Below are 21,808 nucleotides of genomic sequence, written 5' to 3'. Positions count from 1 at the left end.
GGCTCCGGCAAAATTTTTATCTCGAACGGGCCGGTACCACGAAAGCCCAGACCAGCAGCATCGCCAGCAGGGCCAGGTCCGCCCAGGCGAACCAGTCGCCCCACTGCGCATAGAACGTGCGCGAGGCGTGCAGCGGCAGGTCGCCGACCAGCTCGGCATCATGCTGCTCGCTCGATGCTTCCGCCACCACCCGGCCGCGATCGTCGCTGAGCGTGAGGCGTCCGGCACGCGCCGCGCGGGCAATGGCGAAGCCGCTTTCGACGCCGCGCATGATCGCCATGCGCCCGTGCAGCCAGCCGTCGACGCCGAAATCCCAGGCCGGCACCAGCAGCAGCTGCGCCTGGCGATCGGCATAGGCGCGGCCGATATCGTGGAAGTCCATGTCCTTGCAGATCGCCAGGCCGATGCGCGGCGCGCCGTCGAGCATGGTGTAGGTCGCGCCGGGCTGGTACTGGTCCTCGAAACCGGGGATCAGGTGGTGCTTGGCGTAGGTGGCCGGCGACTGCGAGCCGGCGCGGAAGATCCATTGCGCGTTGCGCTCGCCGTCCGCGCCGCCCTTGGCGTCGATGCCGGCGGCGAGGATCAGGCCGTGGCGGCTTGCCGCTTCGGCGAAGGCCGGCACGGTGGTTTCGCCGGTGGCGAAGTTGGTTTCCGGCGTGACGATGACGGTGGCGCCGGCAGCGGCCAGGCGGTCGACCGCGGCGAGATAGCGATCCAGTAACGCCTGCCCTTCCGGCGTGGACAGGGCCGGGCGAACCGGCTTCTCCATCGAGGCGAGTCCCACCTTTACGGAATCGGTGACGGGCGCGTACAGACGTGCATAGCCATAGGCCAGCGTTGCGCCAACGGTCACCACCACGATGGCAACCGCTGCAAGGCGCGTGCCGGACGAGAGCTTGCGCATCGACGCCACCGCCAGCGCCGCCGGCACCAGCAGGAGCAGGAAGCTGATGCCCCACAGGCCGGTGATCGACGCCAGCTGCAGCACGGGGAGCATGTCCATCTGGCTGTACGCGAGACTGCCGAAGGTGCCATGCGGCGAGGTCTGCGTATTGAGGTATTCGACGGCCACCCACAAGGCCGGCATGGCCAGTACCGCCGCGACGCCGCGGCCTCGCAGCAACAGCCGGCGGAACAACAGGACGCACAGTGCCAACACCACCCCTGGCAGCGCAGTGAAGGCCACGATCATCGGCAACGGCACGCCGACCACACCGTGCAGGTAGTGCCATTGATTGAGCGCACCCAGCGCGCCGGCCGCGAAGGCCGCGAGCGCCAGCCAGCGCGCCTTGACGTGCGGCGCGAGCAAGGCCAGCGGCAAGGGCGCCAGCCAGGTCAGCCACGGCAGCGGATGCAGCCCGGTGCCGAAGCCACAGGCCAGCGCGGACAGCGCCGTGGCGAGAAGGCCGGCAAAGAGCCGGCGCGGATCATTGTTTGATGCCATCGAACGCGGTCTCCAGTGATTTCAGATAGAAGGCGCGGAACTGCTTCTCGTCGTAATTGAAGCGGCCGGCGCGGTAGAGCGCGATCAGGCCGTGGCCGAGGCCCCACAGCGTCATGGCGACGTCCCACGGATCCGCCCGGCGAAACAGCCCCCGTTCCATGCCTTCGGCCAGCTTGTCGGCGATGACGTTGAAGGTGGGCGACTGGCGGTCGCGGAAGTCTTCGGGGAAGCGGCGCGCGTCGTCGCGGCGCACGGAAAAGGCGTGGTCGAACAGGTTTGGATGGGTCTGCGCGTAGTCGAGGTATTGCTCAAGCGATTTGAGCAGGCCTTTGTACACATCGCGGTGCTTCGAGCGCTTTTCCCAGCCCTGCGCCACGCTGGCGAAGCTGTCGTCGGAGATGCGCTTGAGCAGCGCCTCGCGGTTGGGAAAGTGGCGGTAGATCGCCATCGGCGTGATGCCCACGGCCTCCGCCACGCGGCGCATGCTGACGGCGTCGGCGCCGCCGCTGTCCATCAGCTTGCGGGCGGCGCGGAGGATCTTTTCGGGGGTGCTGAGCCTTGGCATGTATACAGTGTATACATGCATCTTCGGAGTCGGCAAAGGTGACCAATGGCAGGGGCTCGCGTCACCGCAGGGAACGCGTAGGTTGGGGTGAGCCAAAGGCAAACCCCAACGAACCTCTCAATGGGGCCGCCTTGTTGGGGTTCGCTGCGCCCCCCCAACCTATGCCTGCTTACGTGTCCTCGTCCTCTCCGCTCAGCACCTTCCGCTGTATCCGATCCAGATACACATCCAACTCCTCCACACTCGAGAACACATCGCTCACCGGCACCGCCTTGACGATCTCGAACACCTTGCGCACCTGCGGCTGCGGATTCACCAGCAAGGTATGTCCCTCGCGCGCCCGCATCAGCTTGCGGATCTTCGCAATGCTGCGCAGTCCCGCGCTGCTGATGTAGTCGAGCGCGGCAAGGTCGAGCACCACTGTGCCGCCCTGCCCCATCTGTTCCAGCACCGGCGCGGCGCCGCCGTCGAAGTCGCCGAAGGTCATCGCGTCGAGCCGCCCGTGCAGGCGCAGGGTGGCGCGCTGCGGCGACAGGCCATCGGTATGCAGACTGAAGCTCATGGTCGTGCCTCCGCTCAGGTAGGAAGGATGAAACGCAACTGCAGGTGGTTGCCTTCTTCGTCGTGCGCATAGCTGAAATCGCTGGCCATGGCACGCACCAGATGGATGCCGAGACCGCCGTCGATCTCGCGGTCGGCCACGTCGCCGGTAAGCAAGGGCTCGGGCGACAGCAGCGGGTTGAACGGCACGCCGTCGTGATGCAGATCGACCAGCACGGCGTCGGTGGCCAGAGTCATGCGCAGCTCGATGCGCGCCGCGCCGGTATGCGGGCGTCCGTGCTCGGCCATGTTGACCATCAGCTCCTCCAGCACCAGGCGCACGTCGCCACGCACGCCCTGGGCGACGCCGGCCGCGGCCAGCTGCTCCTCGCAGCGCGCCAGCGCATCGAACACCGCTTCGATCGAAGCGGGCATGGTCAGCTCCAGCATCGACGCACCTCCATCGGCTCCGGCATGGTGCCAGCGTAGCGCCAGCACGGTGATGTCGTCGGCCTGCCCATGGCCGGCCGCGAAGGCTTCCACATCGGCCAGCAGATAGCCGGCCGGATCGCCGTCGCCGTGCGCGGCATAGCGCCCGAGGCAATCGAGCATGCGCTCGGGGCCGTACATGCGCAGCTCGGCATCCGTCGCCTCGGTGATGCCGTCGGTATACATCAGCAGGGTCTCGCCCGGCCGCAGGCGCACCCGGCGCGAGCTGTAGGTGGCTTCGTCATCGAGGCCCAGCGCAGGCCCCGTCTCGATCTCCAGCAGCTGCGGCGCGCCCTCGCCCCACAGCACCGGCGGCTCATGCCCCGCGCTGGCCATCGAGAAATGCCCGGTCGCGGTATCCAGCAGGCCGCACAACAGGCTGACGAACATGCAGCCGTCGTTGTTGCGGCACAACTCCTGGTTGAGCAACTGCAACAGCTGCTGCGGCGACTGCGCGCGCGGCGCCAAGGCCTTGGCCAGGGTGATCGCGCGCGCCATGAACAACGCGGCGGGGATGCCCTTGTCCGACACGTCGCCGACCATGATGTAGAAGCGCTGGTCGTGCAGCATGAAATAGCTGTACAGATCGCCGCCCACCGTGCGCGCCGGCTTCAACACCGCATGCAACTCGAAGTTGTTGCAGCGCGCGTCGAGGAAATGCGCACCAGGCAGCAAGGCGGTCTGGATCTGCTGGGCGATCTCCAGCTCGCTGGCCAGGCGCTGCTGCTCGCGCGCCACGCGGCCCAGCTCGGCCAGGTGATCGGCCAGTTCGTGGCGCATGCGGTCGAAGGCATGGGTCAGCCGGCCGACTTCGTCGCGGCGGCGCACCCTGGGCAGCTCGAAATCCAGCGCCCCCTTGGCCACCTGTTCGGCGCGCTCCGTCAACACGCCCAGCGGACTGAGCACGCGCCGCGTGACAACCAAGGTCAGCAAAGTCAGGCTCAGCAGCGCCAGCGCACCCACCGACAAGGCTACCGAGAAGGTGCGCCGCACGCCGCCGTAGATGCGCTCTTCCGGCACCACCAGGCCGAACTGCCAATGCGTGCCGTCGATCGGCGCGTGATAGATCCACACCGGTGCATTGGCGTGGGTCGCCAGCAGGCCGGTATGCCGGATCGGTTCCGCCGGATCGCCGCGCAAGGCGGCGATCAATTCATCCTGCGCACGCTGCCCGGCCAGCGCCGAGCCTTCGACGGCGAGGTATACCCCTTGCTGGTCGATCACGAACGCCTCGGTATCGCGCGGCTTGTTCAAGGCCTGCAGCACGCCCTGCAGCCACTCCAGCGTGACATCGGCATTGAGCACGCCGACCGGCCGGCCACCCGCTTCGATCGCGGCCGAATAATTGACCAGCCGACGCTGGCGCGATTGCGAGAAGAACGGTTGCTGCCAGCAACCCGTGGCGCACGCCAGTCCCGTGGCGAACCAGGCCTGCGTCCAGTACGGCGCGGGATCCTTCAGCAGGTCGCGCACGCTCAGGCTGCCATCGAGGTGGCGGCTGACGAAGGGCGAGCGGACCGGCGCCCTGGCGTCGATCGAGGCCGGCACATAAGCGGCGGCCAATCCGTCCAGGTCGGCGTTGTGTGCCAGGGCATCGCGGATCAGCGGCTCCGCATCGTCCGGCCGCGGCCCGATCAAGGCGGCAAGCATCTGTGCGGTATCGGCCACCTTGTCCAGGCGATGCTGGATGCGATGGCTGACGTCGCCCGCCAGCACCGCCGATTCGCGATGGGTCTGCTCGAGGATCTGCTGCCGGACCACCCGGAACAACAGCAACCCGCCGGCGACGACCACCAGCAAGGTTCCGGCCAGCACCCAGACGGCCAGCCGCGACGCGATACTGCGCAACACCATGTGACGCTCCCCCAGTGCAGCGCATCTTGCGATCCGCTGCGAAGTGCAGGAAGAGAGCGGGATCACAATCGCGCGAAGTCGGTAGCGTTGTGGCCGGACTTGCGGCGAGGCCTTCTTCACGTCTTCTGCACATCCAGCGCGAAGGCGACTGCTCCGCCCCACGCATGACACGCGTCGTAGGTTGGGGTGAGCAAAGCGAACCCCAACATCGCACCGCTCCCCGCCAGCACACCATCATGCGCAGCGGCGACGTTGGGGTTCGCTTTGCTCACCCCAACCTACGCAGCCGATGCCAGGCATGGATCGGCTGGACACGACGTATCGCGCTAGGATCGCGGTTCCTGCAACCGGCGACCGTCTGCGCATGACCGAAAAGCCCGGTACTCCCGAGATTTCCCGCGGCTCCATGGCTGTCGCTGCCCTCTCGACCGTCGTCGAGTGGTACGACTTCACCCTGTACCTCTACTTCGCCACCGTGCTGTCGCGGGTGTTCTTCGGCGGCGGCGAGAGCTCGCTGCTCGCCACGCTGGCCGGCTTCGCCATCTCCTACGCGATGCGTCCGCTGGGGGCGGTGGTGTTCGGGCATATCGGCGACCGCATCGGCAGGCGCCGCACGCTGCTCCTGTCGATGATGCTGATGACGCTGGCGATGCTGGCGACGGCACTGCTGCCCTCGCATGCCGTCGCCGGGCCGGCAGCGGGTGCGCTGCTGTTGCTGCTGCGCTGCTTCATGGCGTTCTCGGTTGGTGGCGAATACACCGGCGTGGTTGCCTATCTGCTCGAAGGCGCGCGCAAGGACCGGCGAGGCCTGATCACTTCGCTCGCCTCCGCCGCCAGCGAGATCGGCGCGCTGCTGGCGGTGGGCGTGTCGGCGCTGACCGTCAGCGCCATGAGCACGGCCCAGCTCGACTCCTGGGGCTGGCGCATCCCGTTCTTCGTCGGCGCCGCGCTGGCCGGTTGCGTGTGGATCGCGCGCTCGACCATGGAGGAATCGCCGGACTTCGTGCGGCAGGTGGAGCAGCACACCGTGCCGGATTCGCCGCTCGGCCACATGCTCGCCAACCATCGTCCTGCCCTGTTCCGCACTTTCGCCATCTCGGCGCTGGGCTCGATCACCTACTACGTGGGCATTACCTATGTGCCGGCGTTTCTCAGCTCGTCGGGCATCCTCGCCGAGGAACGCTCATTGTGGTTGTCGACGCTCGCCGCGGTGGCGGTGATCCTGGTCACGCCGCTGGCCGGCGCACTGTCCGACCGGGTGGGACGCCGGCCGGTGCTGGTGTGGCTGGCCGTCGCCAGCGTGCTGTTGCCATTGGCGATGTTCCAGCTGATGGCGCGCGCGATGGAACTCAATATTGCGCTCGGCGCGATCGTGCTGGCCTGCCTTGCCGGCGGGGTGAGCGCGGTGGGCGCGCCGGCGACTGCCGAACAGTTTCCGGGCGAAGGGCGGCTGAGCGGACTGGCGCTTGGCGTGACCATGGCGACGGCGATCTTCGGCGGATTGACGCCGTTTCTGGCGGAGCTGCTGATCAAGATGACCGGTTGGCACGCGGTACCCGGCGCGATGATCGGCCTGGTGGCGATTGTCGTCCTGCCGGTGCTGCTGGCGATGCCGGAGACCAATCCGGTAGTGACGAAGGCGTGGCGGTGGCGGTCGGAGAGGTGAGCTGCGCTCAAACCGCTTCGACCCTATGCGCTCTTACTTCTTCGCACAGGATCTCGCCGTCGTTATCCAAGTGCGCGTCCTTCGGAAGCAGCGTTGTCGCTAGAACGGCCCCTCACCCTGCCCTCTCCCCGGCGGGGAGAGGGGTGCCAGCTTGAGGCATGCGCAAAAAGAAGGGGCCTTGCGGCCCCTTCCGGTCACATGTTGCGGCGATACTCGCCACCGACGTCGTACAAGGCGTGGCTGATCTGCCCCAGTGAGTTGTACTTCACCGCCTCCATCAACTGCTCGAACACATTGCGGCGTTCGCGCGCGGTGTTCTGCAGGATCTTGAGGCTCTCCGGGGCCAGGCCGTTACGGGCCTTGGCGTAGGCCTGCACGTTGTCGATCTGCTGGCCCTTCTCCTCTTCGGTGGAGCGGATCAGCTCGATCTCGGTGGCGATCTCGCCGCCGTGGTCCTTGGGCAGGAAGGTGTTCACGCCGATCAGCGGAAGGCTGCCGTCGTGCTTCTTCTGCTCGTAGTACATCGACTCTTCCTGGATCTTGCCGCGCTGGTACATGGTGTCCATCGCGCCGAGCACGCCGCCGCGCTCGCTGATCGCCTCGAACTCGCGGTAGACCGCCTCTTCGACCAGGTCGGTGAGCGCGTCCACCACGAAACTGCCCTGCCACGGGTTCTCGTTGAAGTTCAGGCCCAGCTCGCGGTTGATGATCAGCTGGATCGCCACCGCGCGGCGCACGCTTTCCTCGGTCGGCGTGGTGATCGCCTCGTCGTAGGCATTGGTGTGCAGGCTGTTGCAGTTGTCGAACAGTGCATACAGCGCCTGCAGCGTGGTGCGGATGTCGTTGAACTGGATCTCCTGCGCGTGCAGCGAGCGGCCGGAAGTCTGGATGTGGTACTTCAGCATCTGGCTGCGCGCGCTGGCACCGTAGCGCTCGCGCATGGCGCGGGCCCAGATGCGGCGGGCCACGCGGCCGATCACGGTGTATTCCGGGTCCATGCCGTTGGAGAAGAAGAACGACAGGTTCGGCGCGAAATCGTCGATGTGCATGCCGCGCGCGAGGTAGTACTCGACGATGGTGAAGCCGTTGGACAGCGTGAAGGCCAGCTGGCTGATCGGGTTCGCGCCGGCCTCGGCGATGTGGTAGCCGGAGATCGACACCGAATAGAAGTTGCGCACCTTGTGATCGACGAAATACTGCTGGATGTCGCCCATCATGCGCAGCGCGAACTCGGTGCTGAAGATGCAGGTGTTCTGCGCCTGATCTTCCTTGAGGATGTCCGCCTGCACCGTGCCGCGCACGATCTGCAGGGTTTCTTCCTTGATGCGCGCATAGGTTTGCGCATCCACCAGCTGGTCGCCGGTAATGCCGAGCAGGCCCAGGCCGAGGCCCTCGTTACCCTTGGGCAGCTCGCCTGAATAGCGCGGACCGCCGTGCGACTGCAGCGCGGCGATCTTCTGCTGCGCCTCGGCCCAGCGTGCCGGATCGGCCTTGAGGTGCTTCTCGATGTTCTGGTCGATCGCGGTGTTCATGAACATCGCAAGGATGATCGGCGCCGGACCGTTGATGGTCATCGACACCGAACTGCTGGGCGCGCTCAGATCGAAGCCGGAATACAGCTTCTTCATATCGTCCAGCGTGGCGACGTTGACGCCGGAGTTGCCGATCTTGCCGTAGATGTCCGGGCGCGGCGCCGGGTCTTCGCCGTACAGCGTGACCGAGTCGAACGCGGTGGACAGGCGCGTGGCCGCACCGCCCTGGCTGAGGTAATGGAAGCGGCGGTTGGTGCGTTCCGGCGTGCCTTCGCCGGCGAACATGCGGGTGGGATCCTCGCCGGTGCGGCGGTACGGATACACGCCGCCGGTATAGGGGTAATAGCCCGGCAGGTTCTCGCGCATCAGGAAGCGCACCAGGTCGCCCCAGTCCTTGGTCCTGGGCGGCGATACCTTGGGGATCTTCTGGTGGCTGAGCGATTCGCGATAGTTCTCGACGCGGATGGTCTTGTCGCGCACCTTGTATTCGTTGTACTCGTCGGTGACCGACTTGTAGCGCGCCGGCCAGTCGTGCAGCAGGTGCACGGCTTCGTGGCTCAGTTCCTTCACCGCCTGGTTGTAGCGCTGGCGCAGCGTGAGCAGAGTGCGGTCGGCGCCCTCCTCGTGCAGCGACTGGCTGTCGTAGCGCGCCAGCTCGCGCGGCAGGCGCGCATCGCCCAGGTCCTTCAGCGACTCGTAGTAGTGCTGCGCCTTGCTGGCGAATTCCGCCTCGCGCTCGATCCCGGCATTGATGCCGCGGCCCTGCTCGGCGATCTCGGCCAGATAACGCACGCGGCTGCCGGGGATCAGCACGGTGGCGCGCGGCTCCTTCAGCGAGGTGTCCAGCTCCGGCGTCCACTTCGGCGCCGGCAGGGTGAGCTTGTCGCGCAGCAGGCGGCACAGGTTGGCGAACATCCAGGTCACGCCCGGATCGTTGAACTGGCTGGCGATGGTCGGATAGACCGGCACTTCGTCGTCCTTCAGGGCGAACGCGGTGCGGTTGCGCTTCCACTGCTTGCGCACGTCGCGCAGCGCGTCTTCGGCGCCGCGCTTGTCGAACTTGTTGAGCACCACGAGTTCGGCGAAGTCCAGCATGTCGATCTTCTCGAGCTGGCTGGCCGCGCCGTAGTCGCTGGTCATCACGTACATCGGGAAATCGACCAGGTCGACGATCTCCGAATCGCTCTGGCCGATACCAGCGGTTTCCACGATCACCAGGTCGTAGGGCTGCGCCTTGAGGAAATCGATGCAGTCATGCAGTACCACGCTGGTGGCCGCGTGCTGGCGGCGCGTGGCCATCGAGCGCATGTACACGCGATGGCTGCGCAACGAGTTCATGCGGATGCGGTCACCCAGCAGCGCGCCACCGCTGCGGCGGCGGGTCGGGTCGACCGCCAGCACCGCGATGCGCATGTCCGGGAACGCGTGCAGGAAGCGCAACAGCAGCTCGTCCACCACCGAGGACTTACCCGCGCCGCCGGTGCCGGTGACGCCGAGCACCGGCGTCTGCTTGCCGGCCATCTTCCACTGCTTGCGCAGGTGGTCGAGTTCCGCCTCGGGCAGCTGGCCTTCCTCGATCGAGGACAGCATGTGGCCGATCGAGATCTCGTCGTCGATGTCCACGCGCGGCGCGACGGCGGTGGCCTGCTCCGCGCCGGCACGCTGGTCGGCGGCCTCGCGGGTGCGGCGCATGACGTCCTCGATCATCTCGGTGAGGCCGAGCTTCATGCCGTCGTTCGGGTGGTAGATGCGCTCCACGCCGTAGGCCTGCAGTTCGCGGATTTCCTCCGGGGTGATGGTGCCACCGCCACCGCCGAAGACGCGGATATGCGCGGCGCCGTGTTCCTTGAGCATGTCCACCATGTACTTGAAGTACTCGACGTGGCCGCCCTGGTACGAGGACAGCGCGATGGCGTCGGCGTCTTCCTGCAGGGCAGCGCGGACCACGTCCTCCACCGAGCGGTTATGGCCCAGGTGGATCACTTCCGCGCCCTGCGACTGGATGATGCGGCGCATGATATTGATCGCCGCGTCATGGCCGTCGAACAAGCTGGCGGCGGTGACGAAGCGCAGGGGACGACCTTCGTGCACTGCAGCACTGGCGGAAACGTGCTGGGCGGGGGAACTCATGGCGACTCCAACTTGGATCTGCGTAAGACGCGCAATTCTAGTGTGGAACGCTGTTAAGCGCTTGCTGCGACGCGTGGACGAAGGCGTATCGATCAGGCCTTGCCGAGCATGTGCTGCGCGTGCTTGAGATGACGCCGACGCGTACGCCAGAACAGGAAACCGGTGGCCAGGAAGAATGCCGGCAACACGCCGACGACGCCGATCAGCAGTTGCCACGGCACGCCGCCGACCTGGCCGGCATGCACCGGGTACAGCTTGTCGATCAGCCGCGCGCCGCCGCCCTGCGCCTGCGCGTCGTACACCGACAGCACCGTCGCGCTGTACGGATCGATCACCACCACGCTGCGGCCGACGGCATTCCATTCACGCGGTCCGCGCGCACGGACGGTGAGCGCGGCGTTCTTTTCGCTGGGCAAGGTAATGCGGCGCAATTCCGCATCGGGCAGCACGGCCTGTGCGGCGGCGAGCGAGGCGGCCCATTGCAGCGGCATGTCACGCGGCGGCAACGCCCTCGCCTTAGAAGGCGGACCTTGCCGGTCGCCGAATGCGGCGGCGAGCACGCTGCGCGTGGTGTCCTTGTAGATCAGGGTGATGCCGGTGAGCGTGCTCAGCAGCAGCAACGGAAACAGCATGGCGCCCACACTCTGGTGCCAGCTGCGCCAGCGCCGTGTCGGCGGTTGCGCATACATGCGCACCGCATGGCGCCAATGTCCGCGGCGCGGCCACCACAGGGTGAGGCCGATCAGGATCAGGCTCAGTTCCGCCAGTCCCAGGATGCCGAGCGCGGTTTCGCCGTTCTTGCCGCTGAGCAGATGGGTGTGCAGGTCGCGCAGCCAGAGCACGAGGTCGTGGTCCTTGGAGCGGGTGAGCAGTTCATGGCCGTCGGCTGGATCGAGATAAACGCGTTTTTCGCCTGCCAGCGACAGCTGCCACACCGGCAATTCGGCGGTTGGCGTATCGATGCTGCGCAGTGGTGCGGGCCAGTGCGCGTCGTGGATGCGTTCGAGGATCGCCGCGCGTTGCGCGGGAGTTGGCAAGGCATGCCCGAACAGTTCGGGGTGGCGCCAGCGCAGCAGGTCGGTCTGGAATGCCAGCACCGTGCCGGACAGCGCCAGCACCGCGAAGGCGAGGCCCACGCTCAGGCCCAGCCACAGGTGCAACTTGCGCAGCAGGTCGCGGGGGCGCCAGGGGTGGCGCACGGATGGCTGGGACGGGACGGTCATGGGTCGCGGCGGCGTGGAAGCTGGGGCGCGACCTTAGCACAGGGATGAGAATGGTTCGCATCTTTGCCGCGAGACAACGCTGACGTAGGTTGGGGTGAGCCGCAGGCGAACCCCAACGTGGCGCTTCGTCTGTGCCTCCGTTGAGGTTCGCCTGCGGCTCACCCCAACCTACCGCACGTAGTTGAGCGCGATGGCCGGCGTTACCGAGCGCTGTACGTTGTTGCCGCCCGCAATCACCCGCACGCCGAACAGCAGGCCGATATTGGGCGACCAGTTGTATTCGATCGCCGGCGCGTAGCCGACCGCGTCGCTGCGCCCGAAGCGCTTGCTCACCCGCACCGGCTCCAGGCCCGGCACCACGTCATAGCCCCTCACCCAGGTGTTGCCGTTGTGGCTGTAGGTCAGGTCCAGCGCCAGCACCCAGCGCGTGGTCAGGCTGTATTCCAGCGCCGCGCCCACATAGAAGTTGTCGCCGGCGCGCGCATGGCCGCGGAAATCCTCGCTGGTGCCGTAGGTGCTGACGCCCTCGACGCGCGCACCGCCGGCAAAGGTGGTGGTGGCATTGAGGCGCGCACGCAGAATCCGCCCGTTGGGCATCCAGAAATAGCTCTGCATGTTGACGCCCAGCGTGGTGGCGTAGGCGCCGCCGCCCATGCCGTTGGCGGGCCGCTGCCCGAGGCGGTCGTAGCGTCCGGTGGGCACTGTCTCCTGCAGCATCAGCGATACGGTGGGCAACCAGCTGCCTTCGTGGAAGCGGCGCAAGCGGTACTGCGCCTGCAGGATCTGGTCGCCCAGGCCGATGCCGGAGCTGTTCGGCGCGCCGCTCACGCGGTTGTAGCCGATGATCGGGATGGCGCCGACGGTCAGGCGGTCGGTCAGGCCGTACAGCACGTAGGCGCGCGAGCCGAACGCGTCCACGCCCGGCGTCGTCACGTCATAGATGTAGGGCTCGATCAGCATATGGCCCTGCGGCAGGGTCTCGGCGCCGTTGGCCAGCATGGGGCCGGTCCACCAGGCGTCGTCGCGGGACTGGCGGATCGGCACGCCCGCGTCCTGCGCCATGGCAACAGTTGCCATTACGCATGCCAACGCGCCCAGCAGCCATCCGATCGCCCTGTTCTTGATCCTGCGCCTCACGCCGTACCCCACGCTCAAGTCCGCCTCCACCTCAGGCCCGGCCACCCGGCCGCGGCGCAACACTACGAATGGCAGTGGCCCGGGCGAATAGCCACTTGGCTATCATCCGGCATGACCACTTGAGGCCTGCCGCCATGCCGCGTGCGTCCACGTCCTTTCTCCCGCCGATCGCCCTGGAAGCCGGCAGCGGCGTGCCGATCTACCAGCAGCTGTCGGAGTGGTTCCGCCGCGCTATCGCCGACGGGCAGTTGCGCCCCGGCCAGCGCGTGCCGTCCACCCGCAGCCTGGCCACGGAACTGCGCGTGTCGCGCCTGCCCGTGCTCAGCGCCTACGAGCAGCTGCTGGCGGAAGGGTATCTGCAGAGCTTTGTCGGCGCCGGCACCCGCGTGGCGCCGTCGATTCCCACGGCGGCGCCGAAGCCCTCCCGCCCCAGGCTGGCCGCTGTCCCGGTCGCGCGCCGCGATGCCACCCGCCGCGTGGCACAGCGCGTGGCCACCATGCGCGCGCCGGAACAGACCTGGCTGGACAGCCAGGGCGCGTTCCGCGTCGGCCTGCCGGCGCTGGAGCATTTCCCCTCGGCGCTGTGGGCCAAGCTGCTCAACCGGCATGCGCGGGCGCCGAGCACCGAGTCGCTGGTATACGGCGATCCGCGCGGCTGCCCGCTGCTGCGCGAGGCCATCGCCGATTACCTGGGCGCCGTGCGCGCGGTGCGCGTCGATGCCGCGCAGGTACTGATCACCACCGGCTCGCAGCAGGGCGTGCAGATCTGCGCACATGCCCTGCTCGACGCGGGCGACCGCGCCTGGCTGGAAGACCCCGGCTATCCCGGCGCGCGCCAGGCCTTCGGCACCATCGGCGCGCGGATCGTGCCGGTGCCGGTGGACCAGGAAGGCCTGGACGTGGCCGAAGGCATCCGCCGCGCGCCGGATGCGCGCCTGGTCTATACCTCGCCCTCGCACCAGTTCCCGCTGGGCATGACCTTGAGCGCCGCGCGGCGCATGCAGCTGCTGCGCTGGGCTGCGCGCGCCGATGCCTGGGTCGTCGAGGACGACTACGACAGCGAGTACCGCTTCGGCGGCCGCCCGGTCGCCTCGCTGCAGGGCCTGGATACGGAAGAGCGCGTGATCTACGTCGGCACCTTCAGCAAGGTGATGTTCCCTTCGCTGCGCCTGGGCTACCTGGTGGTGCCGAAGGACCTGGTCGGCACCTTCGCCGCCTGCCGCGACGCGCTGGACACCTGCACCGCCGCCTTGCCGCAGCTGGCGATGAACGACTTCATCCGCGAAGGGCATTTCGCGCGGCACATCCGCCGCATGCGCGTGCTGTACGCGGAACGCCGCGCGGCCCTGGTCGCATCCATCCGCACGCACCTGCCGGAGCATTTGGAAGTGATCGGCGCCGAAGCCGGCATGCAGCTGGTGGCCTTGCTGCCGCCGGACATCGACGACATCGCGCTGTCGCGCCGCGCCGCCCAGGTCGGCGTTTCCGCGCGGCCGCTGTCGCCGTGCTACGCGGAGCCGCCCGCGCGCGGCGGCCTGATCCTCGGCTACGGCGGCGCCGACGCACGCGCGCTCGATGAGGCGGTGCGCCGGCTGAAGAGCTGCCTGTGAATCAGCGTACGGCGACTTTCCTGGCATCCGCTTCATCGACGATGGCCTCGACCTGGATGCGCAGCGCGACATCCATCTTGAAGCCGTAGTCCTTGCCGCCGCTCATGCCGAACGCATCGCGCTGGAAACTGGCGCTGGCATCGGCACCGCACAGTTCGCGCTTGAGCAGCGGATGCGGCATGCACTTGAACGAGTTGACGGCCAGCTCCAGCGGGCGCGTCACGCCATGCAAGGTGAGCTCGCCAACCACCTTGGTCGGCTTGCCGTCGACGAAGCCGGCGAGCTTGCCCTTGTACGTGGCGGTCGGGTACTTGGCGGTCTCGAACAGCTCGGGGCCGCGCGCCGCTTCGTCCATCTTGTCCAGGCCGAAGTTGGCGCTGTTCATGTCCACCGTGATGTCCACCGTCCCGCTGCCGGCGGCCTTGTCCAGCGTGATCTTGCCGCTGGTCCGGTTGAACTTGCCGCGCCACACCGACAGGCCGCCGAAGTGGTCGGCCTCGAAGCTCGGATAGGTGTGGGTGGGATCGATGATGTAGGTAGCGGAAGCGGCGTGCGCGGACGCGCCGGCCAGGACCAGGGCGGCGGCGGCGATCAGGGTGCGCAGGGGACGGTGGGCGATGGCGTGCATGGTCGGCATTCCTTGTGGTGTGTGGTTTGTCCGCCGGCAGGATCGCCGACTTGCCTAGGCGACGAAACAGCTCCCCCGAAATCGACATGTCATTACTGGCGGGTCGCGCTCGACCGGAGCAAACATCGACCAGGCAGGCCCCGGCCAGGTCTGCATCTGTTCAACGCGCCCGATCCCTGCTGGCCCCTTCGACGCGGCCTCCGCTACGGCGTCCGCCCTTGCAGCCGCACCAGCTCGCGGAACGCATCGTGCTGGTAGCGGCTCATGCGCAGCTCCTGCCCCGTGCTCAGCACCACCATGTGGTAGCCCTTGAACCACGGATGGATCGCCTGGATGCGATCGATATTGACGATCGCCGAGCGGTGCACGCGCGCGAACTGGCGCGGGCTGAGGCGCTCCTCCAGCGCTGCCATCGTCTCGCGCAACTCGTAGGTGTCCTTGCCCACGTGCAGGCGCACGCAGTTGCGGTTGGCTTCGATCCAGTCGATGCGCGCCACCTCCAGCAGGATCACGCTGCCATCCACGGGAATCGGCAGGCGGCGCGCATACGCCTGCTCGCGCCGCAATTCGGCCAGCGCCTGCCACACCCGCGCTGGCGCGGCATCGCCGCCCTCGCCCGCCAGGCGCTTGCGGACGCGGCGCAACGCGGCATCGAAGCGTTCGCGGCTGAACGGCTTGACCAGGTAGTCGACGGCGTTGGCTTCGAACGCGCGCACCGCGTACTGCTCGTAGGCGGTAACGAACACCGTGGCCGGCAGCTCTTCCTCGCCCAGCGCCGCGGCGACATCGATGCCGGTCATCTCCGGCATCTGGATATCCAGGAACACCAGGTCCGGCCGCAGCCGGCGGATCGCTTCCAGCGCGCTGGCGCCGTCGCCGAATTCGCCGGCGATGACGATCTCCGCCTCCTTGCGCAGCAGGCGCGCGATGCTGTGCCGCGCGATCGGCTCGTCGTCCACGATCAGCGCGCGGATGCTCATGCGGCCGCGCCGAGCGCGCGGAACGGCAGGCGCAGGCGGCAGGTTACGCCCCGCGGCGACAGCGCATCGATGTAGACCGAGGCGGCGTCGCCGTACAGCTCCTTCAGGCGCAGGCGCGTATTGGACAGGCCGATGCCGCGGGTGAACGCCTCGTCCGGCGTCACTTCCAGCGTGCCATTGCGGTTGCGCACTTCCAGGTAGAGGTGGTCGGTGTCGCGATGCGCGAACACCTCCACCGTGTCGCTGCCGGCATGCCGGCCGACGCCGTGATGGATGGCGTTCTCCACCAGCGGCTGCAGGATCAGGCCGGGCACAGCGCCGCCGAGCGCGGAGACGGCCGCATCCACGCGCGCATCGAGGCGGTCCTTGAAGCGCACGCGCTGAATGCCGAGGTAGAGATCCAGCAGTTCCAGCTCGCGGGCCAGCGCGATCTCGTGGCGGTCTTCGTCCAGGTACACCCGCAGCAGCTCGCTCAGGCGCAGCAGCATGTCCTCGGCGACTTCGGGCTCCTCGCGGATCAGCGTGGTGATCGCATGCAGCGTGTTGAACAGGAAATGCGGCTGCAGCTGCATCTTCAGCACCTGCAGGCGCGATTGCGCCAGCAGCGCCTGCAACTGGTCGGCGCGCCGGTCCTTCTCGCGGAAGAAGCGCAGCGCATGCCAGCCGACCACCAGCACCCAGTAGATGAAGAAGTCGATGAAGACGTATTTGTCGATGAACTGCTGCAGCTGGTCATCGAACGGCGGATGGCCGGGTTCGAGCAGATTGCCGAGCATGGCGCCGATCAGCACGGCACAGGCCGAAAAGACCAGGCTGCCGGCGACGTACACCGGCAGGTAGCGCCATTGCGCAGTGGAGTCGACGGTAAAACGCCGCGCCAGCGCGAACACGCCCGGCGCGAGCACCGCCAGCGTGTACCACTGCACCATCGCCCAGCGGATGTAGTCGGACGCGTTCCAGGTGTGTCCGCGCATGGCGTCCATGCTGTAGCCCTGGATGGCGAACAGCACCGCCGGAACGCTCCACGCGGCCAGGTAACGCCAGAATCGCATCCGCACTCCTCCTCCAGGGCGTCCGCATCCTACACAGGCGAAGCCGCGCGGGAACAGATTCGCAGGTCACGGCTGCCATTCGTCCCGCGCCGGCTACGATCCGTCCCGGATCGGCCACCTTGGTCCGCCGTTTCGCATCCCAATCCGCAGCAGCGCCGCCGTTGCGGCGCGTCCAGCGGAGAGGAAGCCATGATCCATCGCATCGTGTTGTCGTGCGCCTGCGCCCTGCTGCCGGCCGTGGCCGGCGCGCAGACGCGCTATCTGGAGGTCTACAACGACGCGCCGTCGAGCCTCGTGACGCTGGCTGTCGCGCCGGCGGGGACGGAGGCGTTCCACGATGTCGCCATCGGCGACCGCCCGCTGATCGGCGGCGGGAATGCCGTCACGGTGGCGCTCGATGGCAAGGAAGGCTGCCGACGCGACCTGCGCGCGACGTTCGCCGACGGGCGCACGCTGGTGCAACGCAACTTCGACGTGTGCCGCTATCGCAGCTATCGCACGGGACGCGTGCTGCCCCCCAGATAATCACACCCGCAGGTTGGGGTGAGCCACAGGCGACTGCGGAGGCAGGATGCCGTAGCGAACATCCGCGTAGCGGATGGCCCGGAGGGCGGGCTGCCGATGCAGCCCGTAACCCCAACGATACGGTGCGCTTGCAAGTGACGACGTTGGGGTTGTCACCCCAACCTACGCGACGCCGTAAGGCAGGTTCGGCGTCGCCACCACGCGGTCGCCCACCGTCTCGCCGCGCAGGAAGGCGAAGGTTGCCTCGATCACTTCCGGCGCGTCGAGCACGCGATGGTGGCCAAGGCCCGTGGTGGTGAGCAGCCGCGCGCCCGGCCAATAGCGGGCATAGCGCTCGCCCTCTTCCCATGGCACGTCGCGGTCGTCCAGGTCATGCACCACCAGCCCGGACTGGCCGAGCGCGGGCAGGTGCTTGTGCACTTGCAGGTCGCGCACGGTCACGCCGGTGCGCCGCTCCAGCCAGCCGTAGAACGCCTCGCGCAGGTGGTCGCCGAGTTTGACGAAGCGGAAGAAGCGGCCGGTGGCGGCTTCCATGTCGGCCGCGGGTGCGATCAGCACCAGCTGCCGCGCCAGCCAGGCCTCGCTCTGCGCCAGGGCCAGCGCGGCGCCACCGAGCGAATGGCCGATCGCCAGCGCCGCATGGCCGTAATGCTGGCCGACGGCGAGGATGGTGGCGATGAAATCCGGCAGCGTGCACAGGCGCCCCGAACTGCGGCCGTGGCCCGGCTGGTCGAACGCGACCACCGCCAGGCCCGCTTCGCGCAGGCGCTGCACCCACGGCAGGTAGCGCAGGCCGAAGCTCGACCAGCCGTGCACCAGCAGCGCATAGGGCTGGGTCCTGGGATCGCCCCATACATAGGTGGCGATCATCTCGTCGCCGACCTTCAAAGCCCCCTGCACCATCGCGTCGTCCGGCTGCGCCGCCAGCGCGCGGCTGCGGCTGCTGGCGAAGGGCGTGGCGAACAGGCGCGCGGCACGGTCGACCGTGCGGCGCGGCGCCAGCCGCCCGCCGACGGCGAAGCTGGCGCGCACGGCGCCGAGTTTCAGCAGGAGACCGGCCGTGGGGCGACCGTGCGGACGATGAGCGCGTTGCGGGCGTGGCATGGCGGGGCTCCCGTGGGGATTCAGGTGCGATAGCTGGCAAACAGGCGCTCGACCGCCGCCAGCGTGCGGCGGCGCGCTTCCTCGAAGCCGAACAGGCCGGCGTCGTGGTGCAGCACGAGCATGAAGGCGTAGATCTCGAAGGCGAGCTGGCTGACCTCGGTGCCGGCGCCGAGATGCCCCTCGGCCACGGCGTGGCCGATCGCCTTCTCCAGCTGGCCGCGCCAACCGGCCTGCTGGCGCACCACCGCGTCGCGCAGGGCGCCGTCGCGGCCGTCGTATTCGCCGACGGCGGACTGCAGCACGCAGCCGCGCTCGTAGCGATGCGCCCAGTCGCACCAGTGCTCGACGATGCTGCGCAGGCGCGGCAGGCCGCGCGGGGTCTTAAGCGCCGGCAGCAGCACGTTGTCCATGAAGCGCTGCGCGCCCAGTTCCAGCACCGCCAGTTGCAGGTCTTCGCGCGAGCCGAAGTGGGCGAACACGCCGCTCTTGGACATCTCCACCGCCAGCGCCAGGGTGCCGATCGACAAGCCCTCCAGGCCGTCGTTGCAGGCCATGGCGTAGGCCCGGTCCAGGATCATCTCGCGGGTGGCGGCGCGCTTGCCGGGGGCGGTCGTTGCGTTCATGGCCGGAAAATAGAACGACCGTTCGTTCTTTTCAAGTGCCGACCTGGCACACAATCCCGCCAGGGAACGCAAGGTTATGCTTCGCGACAGTTTTCCAGGGAGGTAAAACGCATGAAATTCCGTCTGCCGCTCGCGCTGGCTCTTGGCGCCCTGATCTGCGGCTGCACCACCTCGCCCACCGGCCGCAAGCAATTGATGATGGTCTCCGACGCGGACATGTCGAAGGCCGGCCTGGCCGCGTTCAACGATATGCGCACCAAAGGCAAGTTCGTCGACTCGCCCAAGGAGCGCGCCTACGCCACCTGCGTGGCCAATGCGCTGGAGGCGGTGCTGCCGCCGCCGTGGAACACGCAGCAGTGGGAAGTGCAGATCATCGACGACAACACCCCCAATGCCTTCGCCCTGCCGGGCGGCCGCATCGGCGTGAACCGCGGCATGTTCAAGGTGGCCAGCGACCAGGACCTGCTCGCGGTGGTGCTGGGCCACGAGCTGTCGCACGTGGTGTCGCGCCACGGCGCCGAGCGCATGTCCGACAAGCTCGCCGCGCAGGTAGTGGTGATCGCCGGCAGCGCCTACGCCGCCAGCCGCGGCACCAATGCCGGCTACGCCGCCGCCGCGCTGGGCGCCGGCGCCGAGGTGGGCATCCTGCTGCCGTTCTCGCGCACCCAGGAAAGCGAGGCGGACACGCTGGGCCAGCGCTACATGGCGCAGGCCGGCTTCGATCCGCGCGCCGCGGCCACCCTGTGGCAGAAGATGGCCGCGGCGGCCGGTGGCGGCGCCAAGCAGCCGGCCTTCATGTCCACCCATCCCGCCTCGTACAACCGCCAGCAATCGCTCAGCAAGCAGGCCGACCTGCTGATGCCGGTATACGACCAGGCACGCGCCGCCGGACATACGCCCAACTGCAAGCTCTGAAGTCGCGGCCGGGCTCGACCGCGCAACCTCACCGGCTTCTGAACGAAGCGCGCGGCCGGCGTCAACAGACGCCGGCCGCCGCCGTTTTTCCGTGCGGGCCACACCTTGCGTGGCCGAGGAGAAACGCATGAGAACGCTGGCACGAACCTTCGCCGTGCTGACCGCGCTGGGCCTCGGGCTGGGCGCTTCCGCCTACGCCCCCGACGCCGCCGCACGCACGCAGATCTCGGTAGGGATCAACGTCGCGCCGCCCGCGCCGCGCTACGAAGTGGTGCCGCCGCCGCGCGTCGGCTACGCCTGGGCGCCGGGCTACTGGCGCTGGGATCCGTATGCCCACCGCCACGTGTGGGTGGTCGGCCGCTGGATGCCGGCGCGCCACGGCTACGTCTATCGCCAGCCGCGCTGGGAGCACTACCGCGGCGGCTGGCGTTTCCACGACGGCTACTGGGGCCATTGAGCCCGTTCGACTTCGGCGCGGCTGCCTCGGCAGCCGCGCTTTTTATTGGCTGACCAAAGAAGGGAATGACCATGCAGATTCGAATCGTGGCGCTCGCCGCGCTGACCATGCTCGCCAGCGGTTGCGTAGAAGAACGCGTAGTGCACGACCGCCCCGTGGTGATCGAACGCCCGGTGGTGCGTCGTGAAGTGGTCGAAGTGGTGGCACCGCAACCGCCGCCGGAACGACTGGTGGAAGTGGAACCGGCGCGGCGCCCGGGCTATGTGTGGGCGCGCGGCTACTGGCGCTGGAGCGGACGCGAATATGTCGCGGTGCCGGGACACTGGGAAATCGAACGGCCCGGTTACCACTACGTCCATCCGCATTACGAACACCACAACGACGGTTGGCATTTGAACGTCGGCGTGTGGGTGAACGGCTGAAGCACGCGTAGGTTGGGGTGAGCCGAAGGCGAACCCCAACGATGCGGTGCGCTCGCAGGTGGCTATGTTGGGGTTCGCCTTCGACTCACCCCAACCTGCGCGATTACGCCACCGGCGCGGCGCGCGGTGCCCCCGCCGCGATCGCCCGGTAATCCCGCGGCGTCATCCCCACCGTCGCCTTGAACTGCCGCGCGAATGCGCTCTGGTCGGCGAAACCGCAGGCCAGGCCGATCGCCGCCACGCTTTCCTCGCCACGCAGCAGGCGCATCGCCGCTTCGATGCGCAGCTTGGTCTGCACCTGCTGCGGCGTCAGCTGGAATACGCGGCGGAAATGCCGCTCCAGCTGCGCCACCGACAGGTCGGCCAGCTCCGCCAGCTTCGCCACGCGCACGCCTTCGGCGTAGTGCTCCTGCAGGTAAGCCAGCACGCGGCGCAGGCGCACATAGGTCGGATGGCGGCCGTCCGGCTTGCCCAGGTCGCGCGAGATGCCGACGATGCCGTGGACTTCGCCGCGCTTCTGCAAGGGACGCTTGCAGGTCAGGCACCAGCCGGGCACGCGGTTGGGGAACATGTGCACTTCGAGCTGGTTCTCGATCACCTCGCCGTCCAGCACGCGCCGGTCCTGCGAGGCGTAAGAACCGCCCAGCGTGGCGGGAAACAGCTCGACCACGCTGCGCCCGATCACGTCCGCGCGTTGCTTCAGGCCCAGCCGGCGCACCAGGGTGAGGTTGGCATGGGTGTAGCGGCCCTGGCTGTCCTTCACGAAGAACACCACGTCGGGCAAGGCGTCGAACAGCGCCTCCAGCTCGTCGGCCGAAATCTTCATGTCCATCGCGGGTCCGCCTCGTCGTAAAGCCTTGTGCAATCGCAGCATGGCACAAAACAGGCCAGGCGCATTGTGCCGATTTCCGC

The 21,808-nt window shown here is 68.0% G+C and carries 19 protein-coding genes; 6 read left to right on the top strand and 13 right to left on the bottom strand.

The features are described from left to right. Positions 1-16: 16 nt before the first annotated feature. From BM172_RS06740 to BM172_RS06725, 4 genes are all read right to left on the bottom strand, one after another. Complete coding sequence (locus tag BM172_RS06740; protein WP_026636112.1) at positions 17-1,444, bottom strand: nitrilase-related carbon-nitrogen hydrolase; 1,428 nt, start codon at positions 1,442-1,444, stop codon at positions 17-19. Continuing rightward, the gene (locus tag BM172_RS06735) at positions 1,428-2,009 is read right to left on the bottom strand and encodes a TetR/AcrR family transcriptional regulator (protein WP_026636111.1); all 582 of its coding nucleotides are present in this window, start codon (positions 2,007-2,009) and stop codon (positions 1,428-1,430) included. Before BM172_RS06735 ends, BM172_RS06740 begins: the two co-directional genes overlap by 17 nt. Positions 2,010-2,178: 169 nt before the next feature. Further along, on the bottom strand, positions 2,179-2,571 hold the full coding sequence (locus tag BM172_RS06730; RefSeq protein ID WP_051548902.1) for an STAS domain-containing protein: 393 nt from the start codon (positions 2,569-2,571) through the stop codon (positions 2,179-2,181). 14 nt (positions 2,572-2,585) lie between these two features. Continuing rightward, positions 2,586-4,892, bottom strand: a complete 2,307-nt coding sequence (locus BM172_RS06725) for a SpoIIE family protein phosphatase (RefSeq protein WP_026636109.1) — start codon at positions 4,890-4,892, stop codon at positions 2,586-2,588. Positions 4,893-5,298: 406 nt separating this feature from the next. Between BM172_RS06725 and BM172_RS06720 the strand changes: the two genes are divergently transcribed. Beyond that, on the top strand, positions 5,299-6,558 hold the full coding sequence (locus BM172_RS06720) for an MFS transporter (protein WP_026636108.1): 1,260 nt from the start codon (positions 5,299-5,301) through the stop codon (positions 6,556-6,558). 194 nt (positions 6,559-6,752) lie between these two features. Here BM172_RS06720 and BM172_RS06715 read toward each other — a convergent pair whose 3' ends face one another. From BM172_RS06715 to BM172_RS06705, 3 genes are all read right to left on the bottom strand, one after another. Beyond that, complete coding sequence (locus tag BM172_RS06715) at positions 6,753-10,220, bottom strand: methylmalonyl-CoA mutase family protein (protein ID WP_026636107.1); 3,468 nt, start codon at positions 10,218-10,220, stop codon at positions 6,753-6,755. Between the two features lie 92 nt (positions 10,221-10,312). Continuing rightward, positions 10,313-11,443 (bottom strand): PepSY-associated TM helix domain-containing protein, encoded by a 1,131-nt coding sequence (locus BM172_RS06710; RefSeq protein ID WP_051548897.1) that lies wholly within the window; start codon positions 11,441-11,443, stop codon positions 10,313-10,315. A 168-nt stretch (positions 11,444-11,611) separates the two neighbouring features. Continuing rightward, on the bottom strand, positions 11,612-12,520 hold the full coding sequence (locus BM172_RS06705) for a transporter (protein WP_081805232.1): 909 nt from the start codon (positions 12,518-12,520) through the stop codon (positions 11,612-11,614). A 194-nt stretch (positions 12,521-12,714) separates the two neighbouring features. On the opposite strand from BM172_RS06705, the gene BM172_RS06700 reads away from it, so the two are divergent. Then, the gene (locus BM172_RS06700; protein ID WP_026636105.1) at positions 12,715-14,190 is read left to right on the top strand and encodes a MocR-like pyridoxine biosynthesis transcription factor PdxR; all 1,476 of its coding nucleotides are present in this window, start codon (positions 12,715-12,717) and stop codon (positions 14,188-14,190) included. Position 14,191: 1 nt separating this feature from the next. Here the strand turns inward: BM172_RS06700 and BM172_RS06695 are convergent, their stop codons facing one another. From BM172_RS06695 to BM172_RS06685, 3 genes are all read right to left on the bottom strand, one after another. Then, on the bottom strand, positions 14,192-14,818 hold the full coding sequence (locus tag BM172_RS06695) for a YceI family protein (RefSeq protein WP_035323747.1): 627 nt from the start codon (positions 14,816-14,818) through the stop codon (positions 14,192-14,194). A gap of 203 nt (positions 14,819-15,021) precedes the next feature. Beyond that, positions 15,022-15,798, bottom strand: a complete 777-nt coding sequence (locus BM172_RS06690; RefSeq protein WP_026636103.1) for a LytR/AlgR family response regulator transcription factor — start codon at positions 15,796-15,798, stop codon at positions 15,022-15,024. Continuing rightward, positions 15,795-16,850, bottom strand: a complete 1,056-nt coding sequence (locus BM172_RS06685) for a sensor histidine kinase (protein ID WP_035323746.1) — start codon at positions 16,848-16,850, stop codon at positions 15,795-15,797. Before BM172_RS06685 ends, BM172_RS06690 begins: the two co-directional genes overlap by 4 nt. Before the next feature lie 189 nt (positions 16,851-17,039). On the opposite strand from BM172_RS06685, the gene BM172_RS06680 reads away from it, so the two are divergent. Continuing rightward, positions 17,040-17,375 carry a hypothetical protein gene (locus BM172_RS06680; RefSeq protein WP_026636102.1) on the top strand — a complete coding sequence of 112 codons (336 nt, stop codon included), beginning with the start codon at positions 17,040-17,042 and terminating at the stop codon, positions 17,373-17,375. A gap of 162 nt (positions 17,376-17,537) precedes the next feature. Here the strand turns inward: BM172_RS06680 and BM172_RS06675 are convergent, their stop codons facing one another. Together BM172_RS06675 and BM172_RS06670 are read right to left on the bottom strand one after the other, a co-directional pair. Continuing rightward, on the bottom strand, positions 17,538-18,479 hold the full coding sequence (locus BM172_RS06675) for an alpha/beta hydrolase (RefSeq protein WP_051548895.1): 942 nt from the start codon (positions 18,477-18,479) through the stop codon (positions 17,538-17,540). A gap of 20 nt (positions 18,480-18,499) precedes the next feature. Continuing rightward, complete coding sequence (locus BM172_RS06670; RefSeq protein ID WP_026636100.1) at positions 18,500-19,102, bottom strand: TetR/AcrR family transcriptional regulator; 603 nt, start codon at positions 19,100-19,102, stop codon at positions 18,500-18,502. Positions 19,103-19,213: 111 nt separating this feature from the next. On the opposite strand from BM172_RS06670, the gene BM172_RS06665 reads away from it, so the two are divergent. The 3 genes from BM172_RS06665 (at position 19,214) to BM172_RS06655 (ending at position 20,896) form a co-directional block, all read left to right on the top strand. After that, complete coding sequence (locus BM172_RS06665) at positions 19,214-20,017, top strand: M48 family metallopeptidase (protein WP_026636099.1); 804 nt, start codon at positions 19,214-19,216, stop codon at positions 20,015-20,017. Positions 20,018-20,144: 127 nt separating this feature from the next. Beyond that, positions 20,145-20,474 carry a YXWGXW repeat-containing protein gene (locus BM172_RS06660; protein ID WP_026636098.1) on the top strand — a complete coding sequence of 110 codons (330 nt, stop codon included), beginning with the start codon at positions 20,145-20,147 and terminating at the stop codon, positions 20,472-20,474. A 71-nt stretch (positions 20,475-20,545) separates the two neighbouring features. Next, positions 20,546-20,896, top strand: a complete 351-nt coding sequence (locus BM172_RS06655; RefSeq protein WP_026636097.1) for a YXWGXW repeat-containing protein — start codon at positions 20,546-20,548, stop codon at positions 20,894-20,896. Between the two features lie 103 nt (positions 20,897-20,999). Here BM172_RS06655 and BM172_RS06650 read toward each other — a convergent pair whose 3' ends face one another. Next, a complete protein-coding gene (locus BM172_RS06650) occupies positions 21,000-21,728 on the bottom strand; it encodes an AraC family transcriptional regulator (RefSeq protein ID WP_035323745.1) in 729 nt (242 codons plus the stop codon). Between the last annotated feature and the right edge of the window lie 80 nt (positions 21,729-21,808).

Origin of the sequence: Dyella marensis (assembly GCF_900112865.1) — a bacterium.
GTDB lineage: Bacteria > Pseudomonadota > Gammaproteobacteria > Xanthomonadales > Rhodanobacteraceae > Dyella_D > Dyella_D marensis_A.
Note: the sequence above shows the minus strand (reverse complement) of the source record. Positions and strands in the feature narration are given on the sequence as shown.

Bases quoted from the DNA above. Each gene is read 5' to 3' on its own strand.
- BM172_RS06740 (WP_026636112.1), bottom strand. From the start codon at position 1,444: ATGGCATCAAACAATGATCCGCGCCGGCTCTTTGCCGGCCTTCTCGCC.
- BM172_RS06735 (WP_026636111.1), bottom strand. From the start codon at position 2,009: ATGCCAAGGCTCAGCACCCCCGAAAAGATCCTCCGCGCCGCCCGCAAG.
- BM172_RS06730 (WP_051548902.1), bottom strand. From the start codon at position 2,571: ATGAGCTTCAGTCTGCATACCGATGGCCTGTCGCCGCAGCGCGCCACC.
- BM172_RS06725 (WP_026636109.1), bottom strand. From the start codon at position 4,892: ATGGTGTTGCGCAGTATCGCGTCGCGGCTGGCCGTCTGGGTGCTGGCC.
- BM172_RS06720 (WP_026636108.1), top strand. From the start codon at position 5,299: ATGGCTGTCGCTGCCCTCTCGACCGTCGTCGAGTGGTACGACTTCACC.
- BM172_RS06715 (WP_026636107.1), bottom strand. From the start codon at position 10,220: ATGAGTTCCCCCGCCCAGCACGTTTCCGCCAGTGCTGCAGTGCACGAA.
- BM172_RS06710 (WP_051548897.1), bottom strand. From the start codon at position 11,443: ATGACCGTCCCGTCCCAGCCATCCGTGCGCCACCCCTGGCGCCCCCGC.
- BM172_RS06705 (WP_081805232.1), bottom strand. From the start codon at position 12,520: ATGGCAACTGTTGCCATGGCGCAGGACGCGGGCGTGCCGATCCGCCAG.
- BM172_RS06700 (WP_026636105.1), top strand. From the start codon at position 12,715: ATGCCGCGTGCGTCCACGTCCTTTCTCCCGCCGATCGCCCTGGAAGCC.
- BM172_RS06695 (WP_035323747.1), bottom strand. From the start codon at position 14,818: ATGCACGCCATCGCCCACCGTCCCCTGCGCACCCTGATCGCCGCCGCC.
- BM172_RS06690 (WP_026636103.1), bottom strand. From the start codon at position 15,798: ATGAGCATCCGCGCGCTGATCGTGGACGACGAGCCGATCGCGCGGCAC.
- BM172_RS06685 (WP_035323746.1), bottom strand. From the start codon at position 16,850: ATGCGATTCTGGCGTTACCTGGCCGCGTGGAGCGTTCCGGCGGTGCTG.
- BM172_RS06680 (WP_026636102.1), top strand. From the start codon at position 17,040: ATGATCCATCGCATCGTGTTGTCGTGCGCCTGCGCCCTGCTGCCGGCC.
- BM172_RS06675 (WP_051548895.1), bottom strand. From the start codon at position 18,479: ATGCCACGCCCGCAACGCGCTCATCGTCCGCACGGTCGCCCCACGGCC.
- BM172_RS06670 (WP_026636100.1), bottom strand. From the start codon at position 19,102: ATGAACGCAACGACCGCCCCCGGCAAGCGCGCCGCCACCCGCGAGATG.
- BM172_RS06665 (WP_026636099.1), top strand. From the start codon at position 19,214: ATGAAATTCCGTCTGCCGCTCGCGCTGGCTCTTGGCGCCCTGATCTGC.
- BM172_RS06660 (WP_026636098.1), top strand. From the start codon at position 20,145: ATGAGAACGCTGGCACGAACCTTCGCCGTGCTGACCGCGCTGGGCCTC.
- BM172_RS06655 (WP_026636097.1), top strand. From the start codon at position 20,546: ATGCAGATTCGAATCGTGGCGCTCGCCGCGCTGACCATGCTCGCCAGC.
- BM172_RS06650 (WP_035323745.1), bottom strand. From the start codon at position 21,728: ATGGACATGAAGATTTCGGCCGACGAGCTGGAGGCGCTGTTCGACGCC.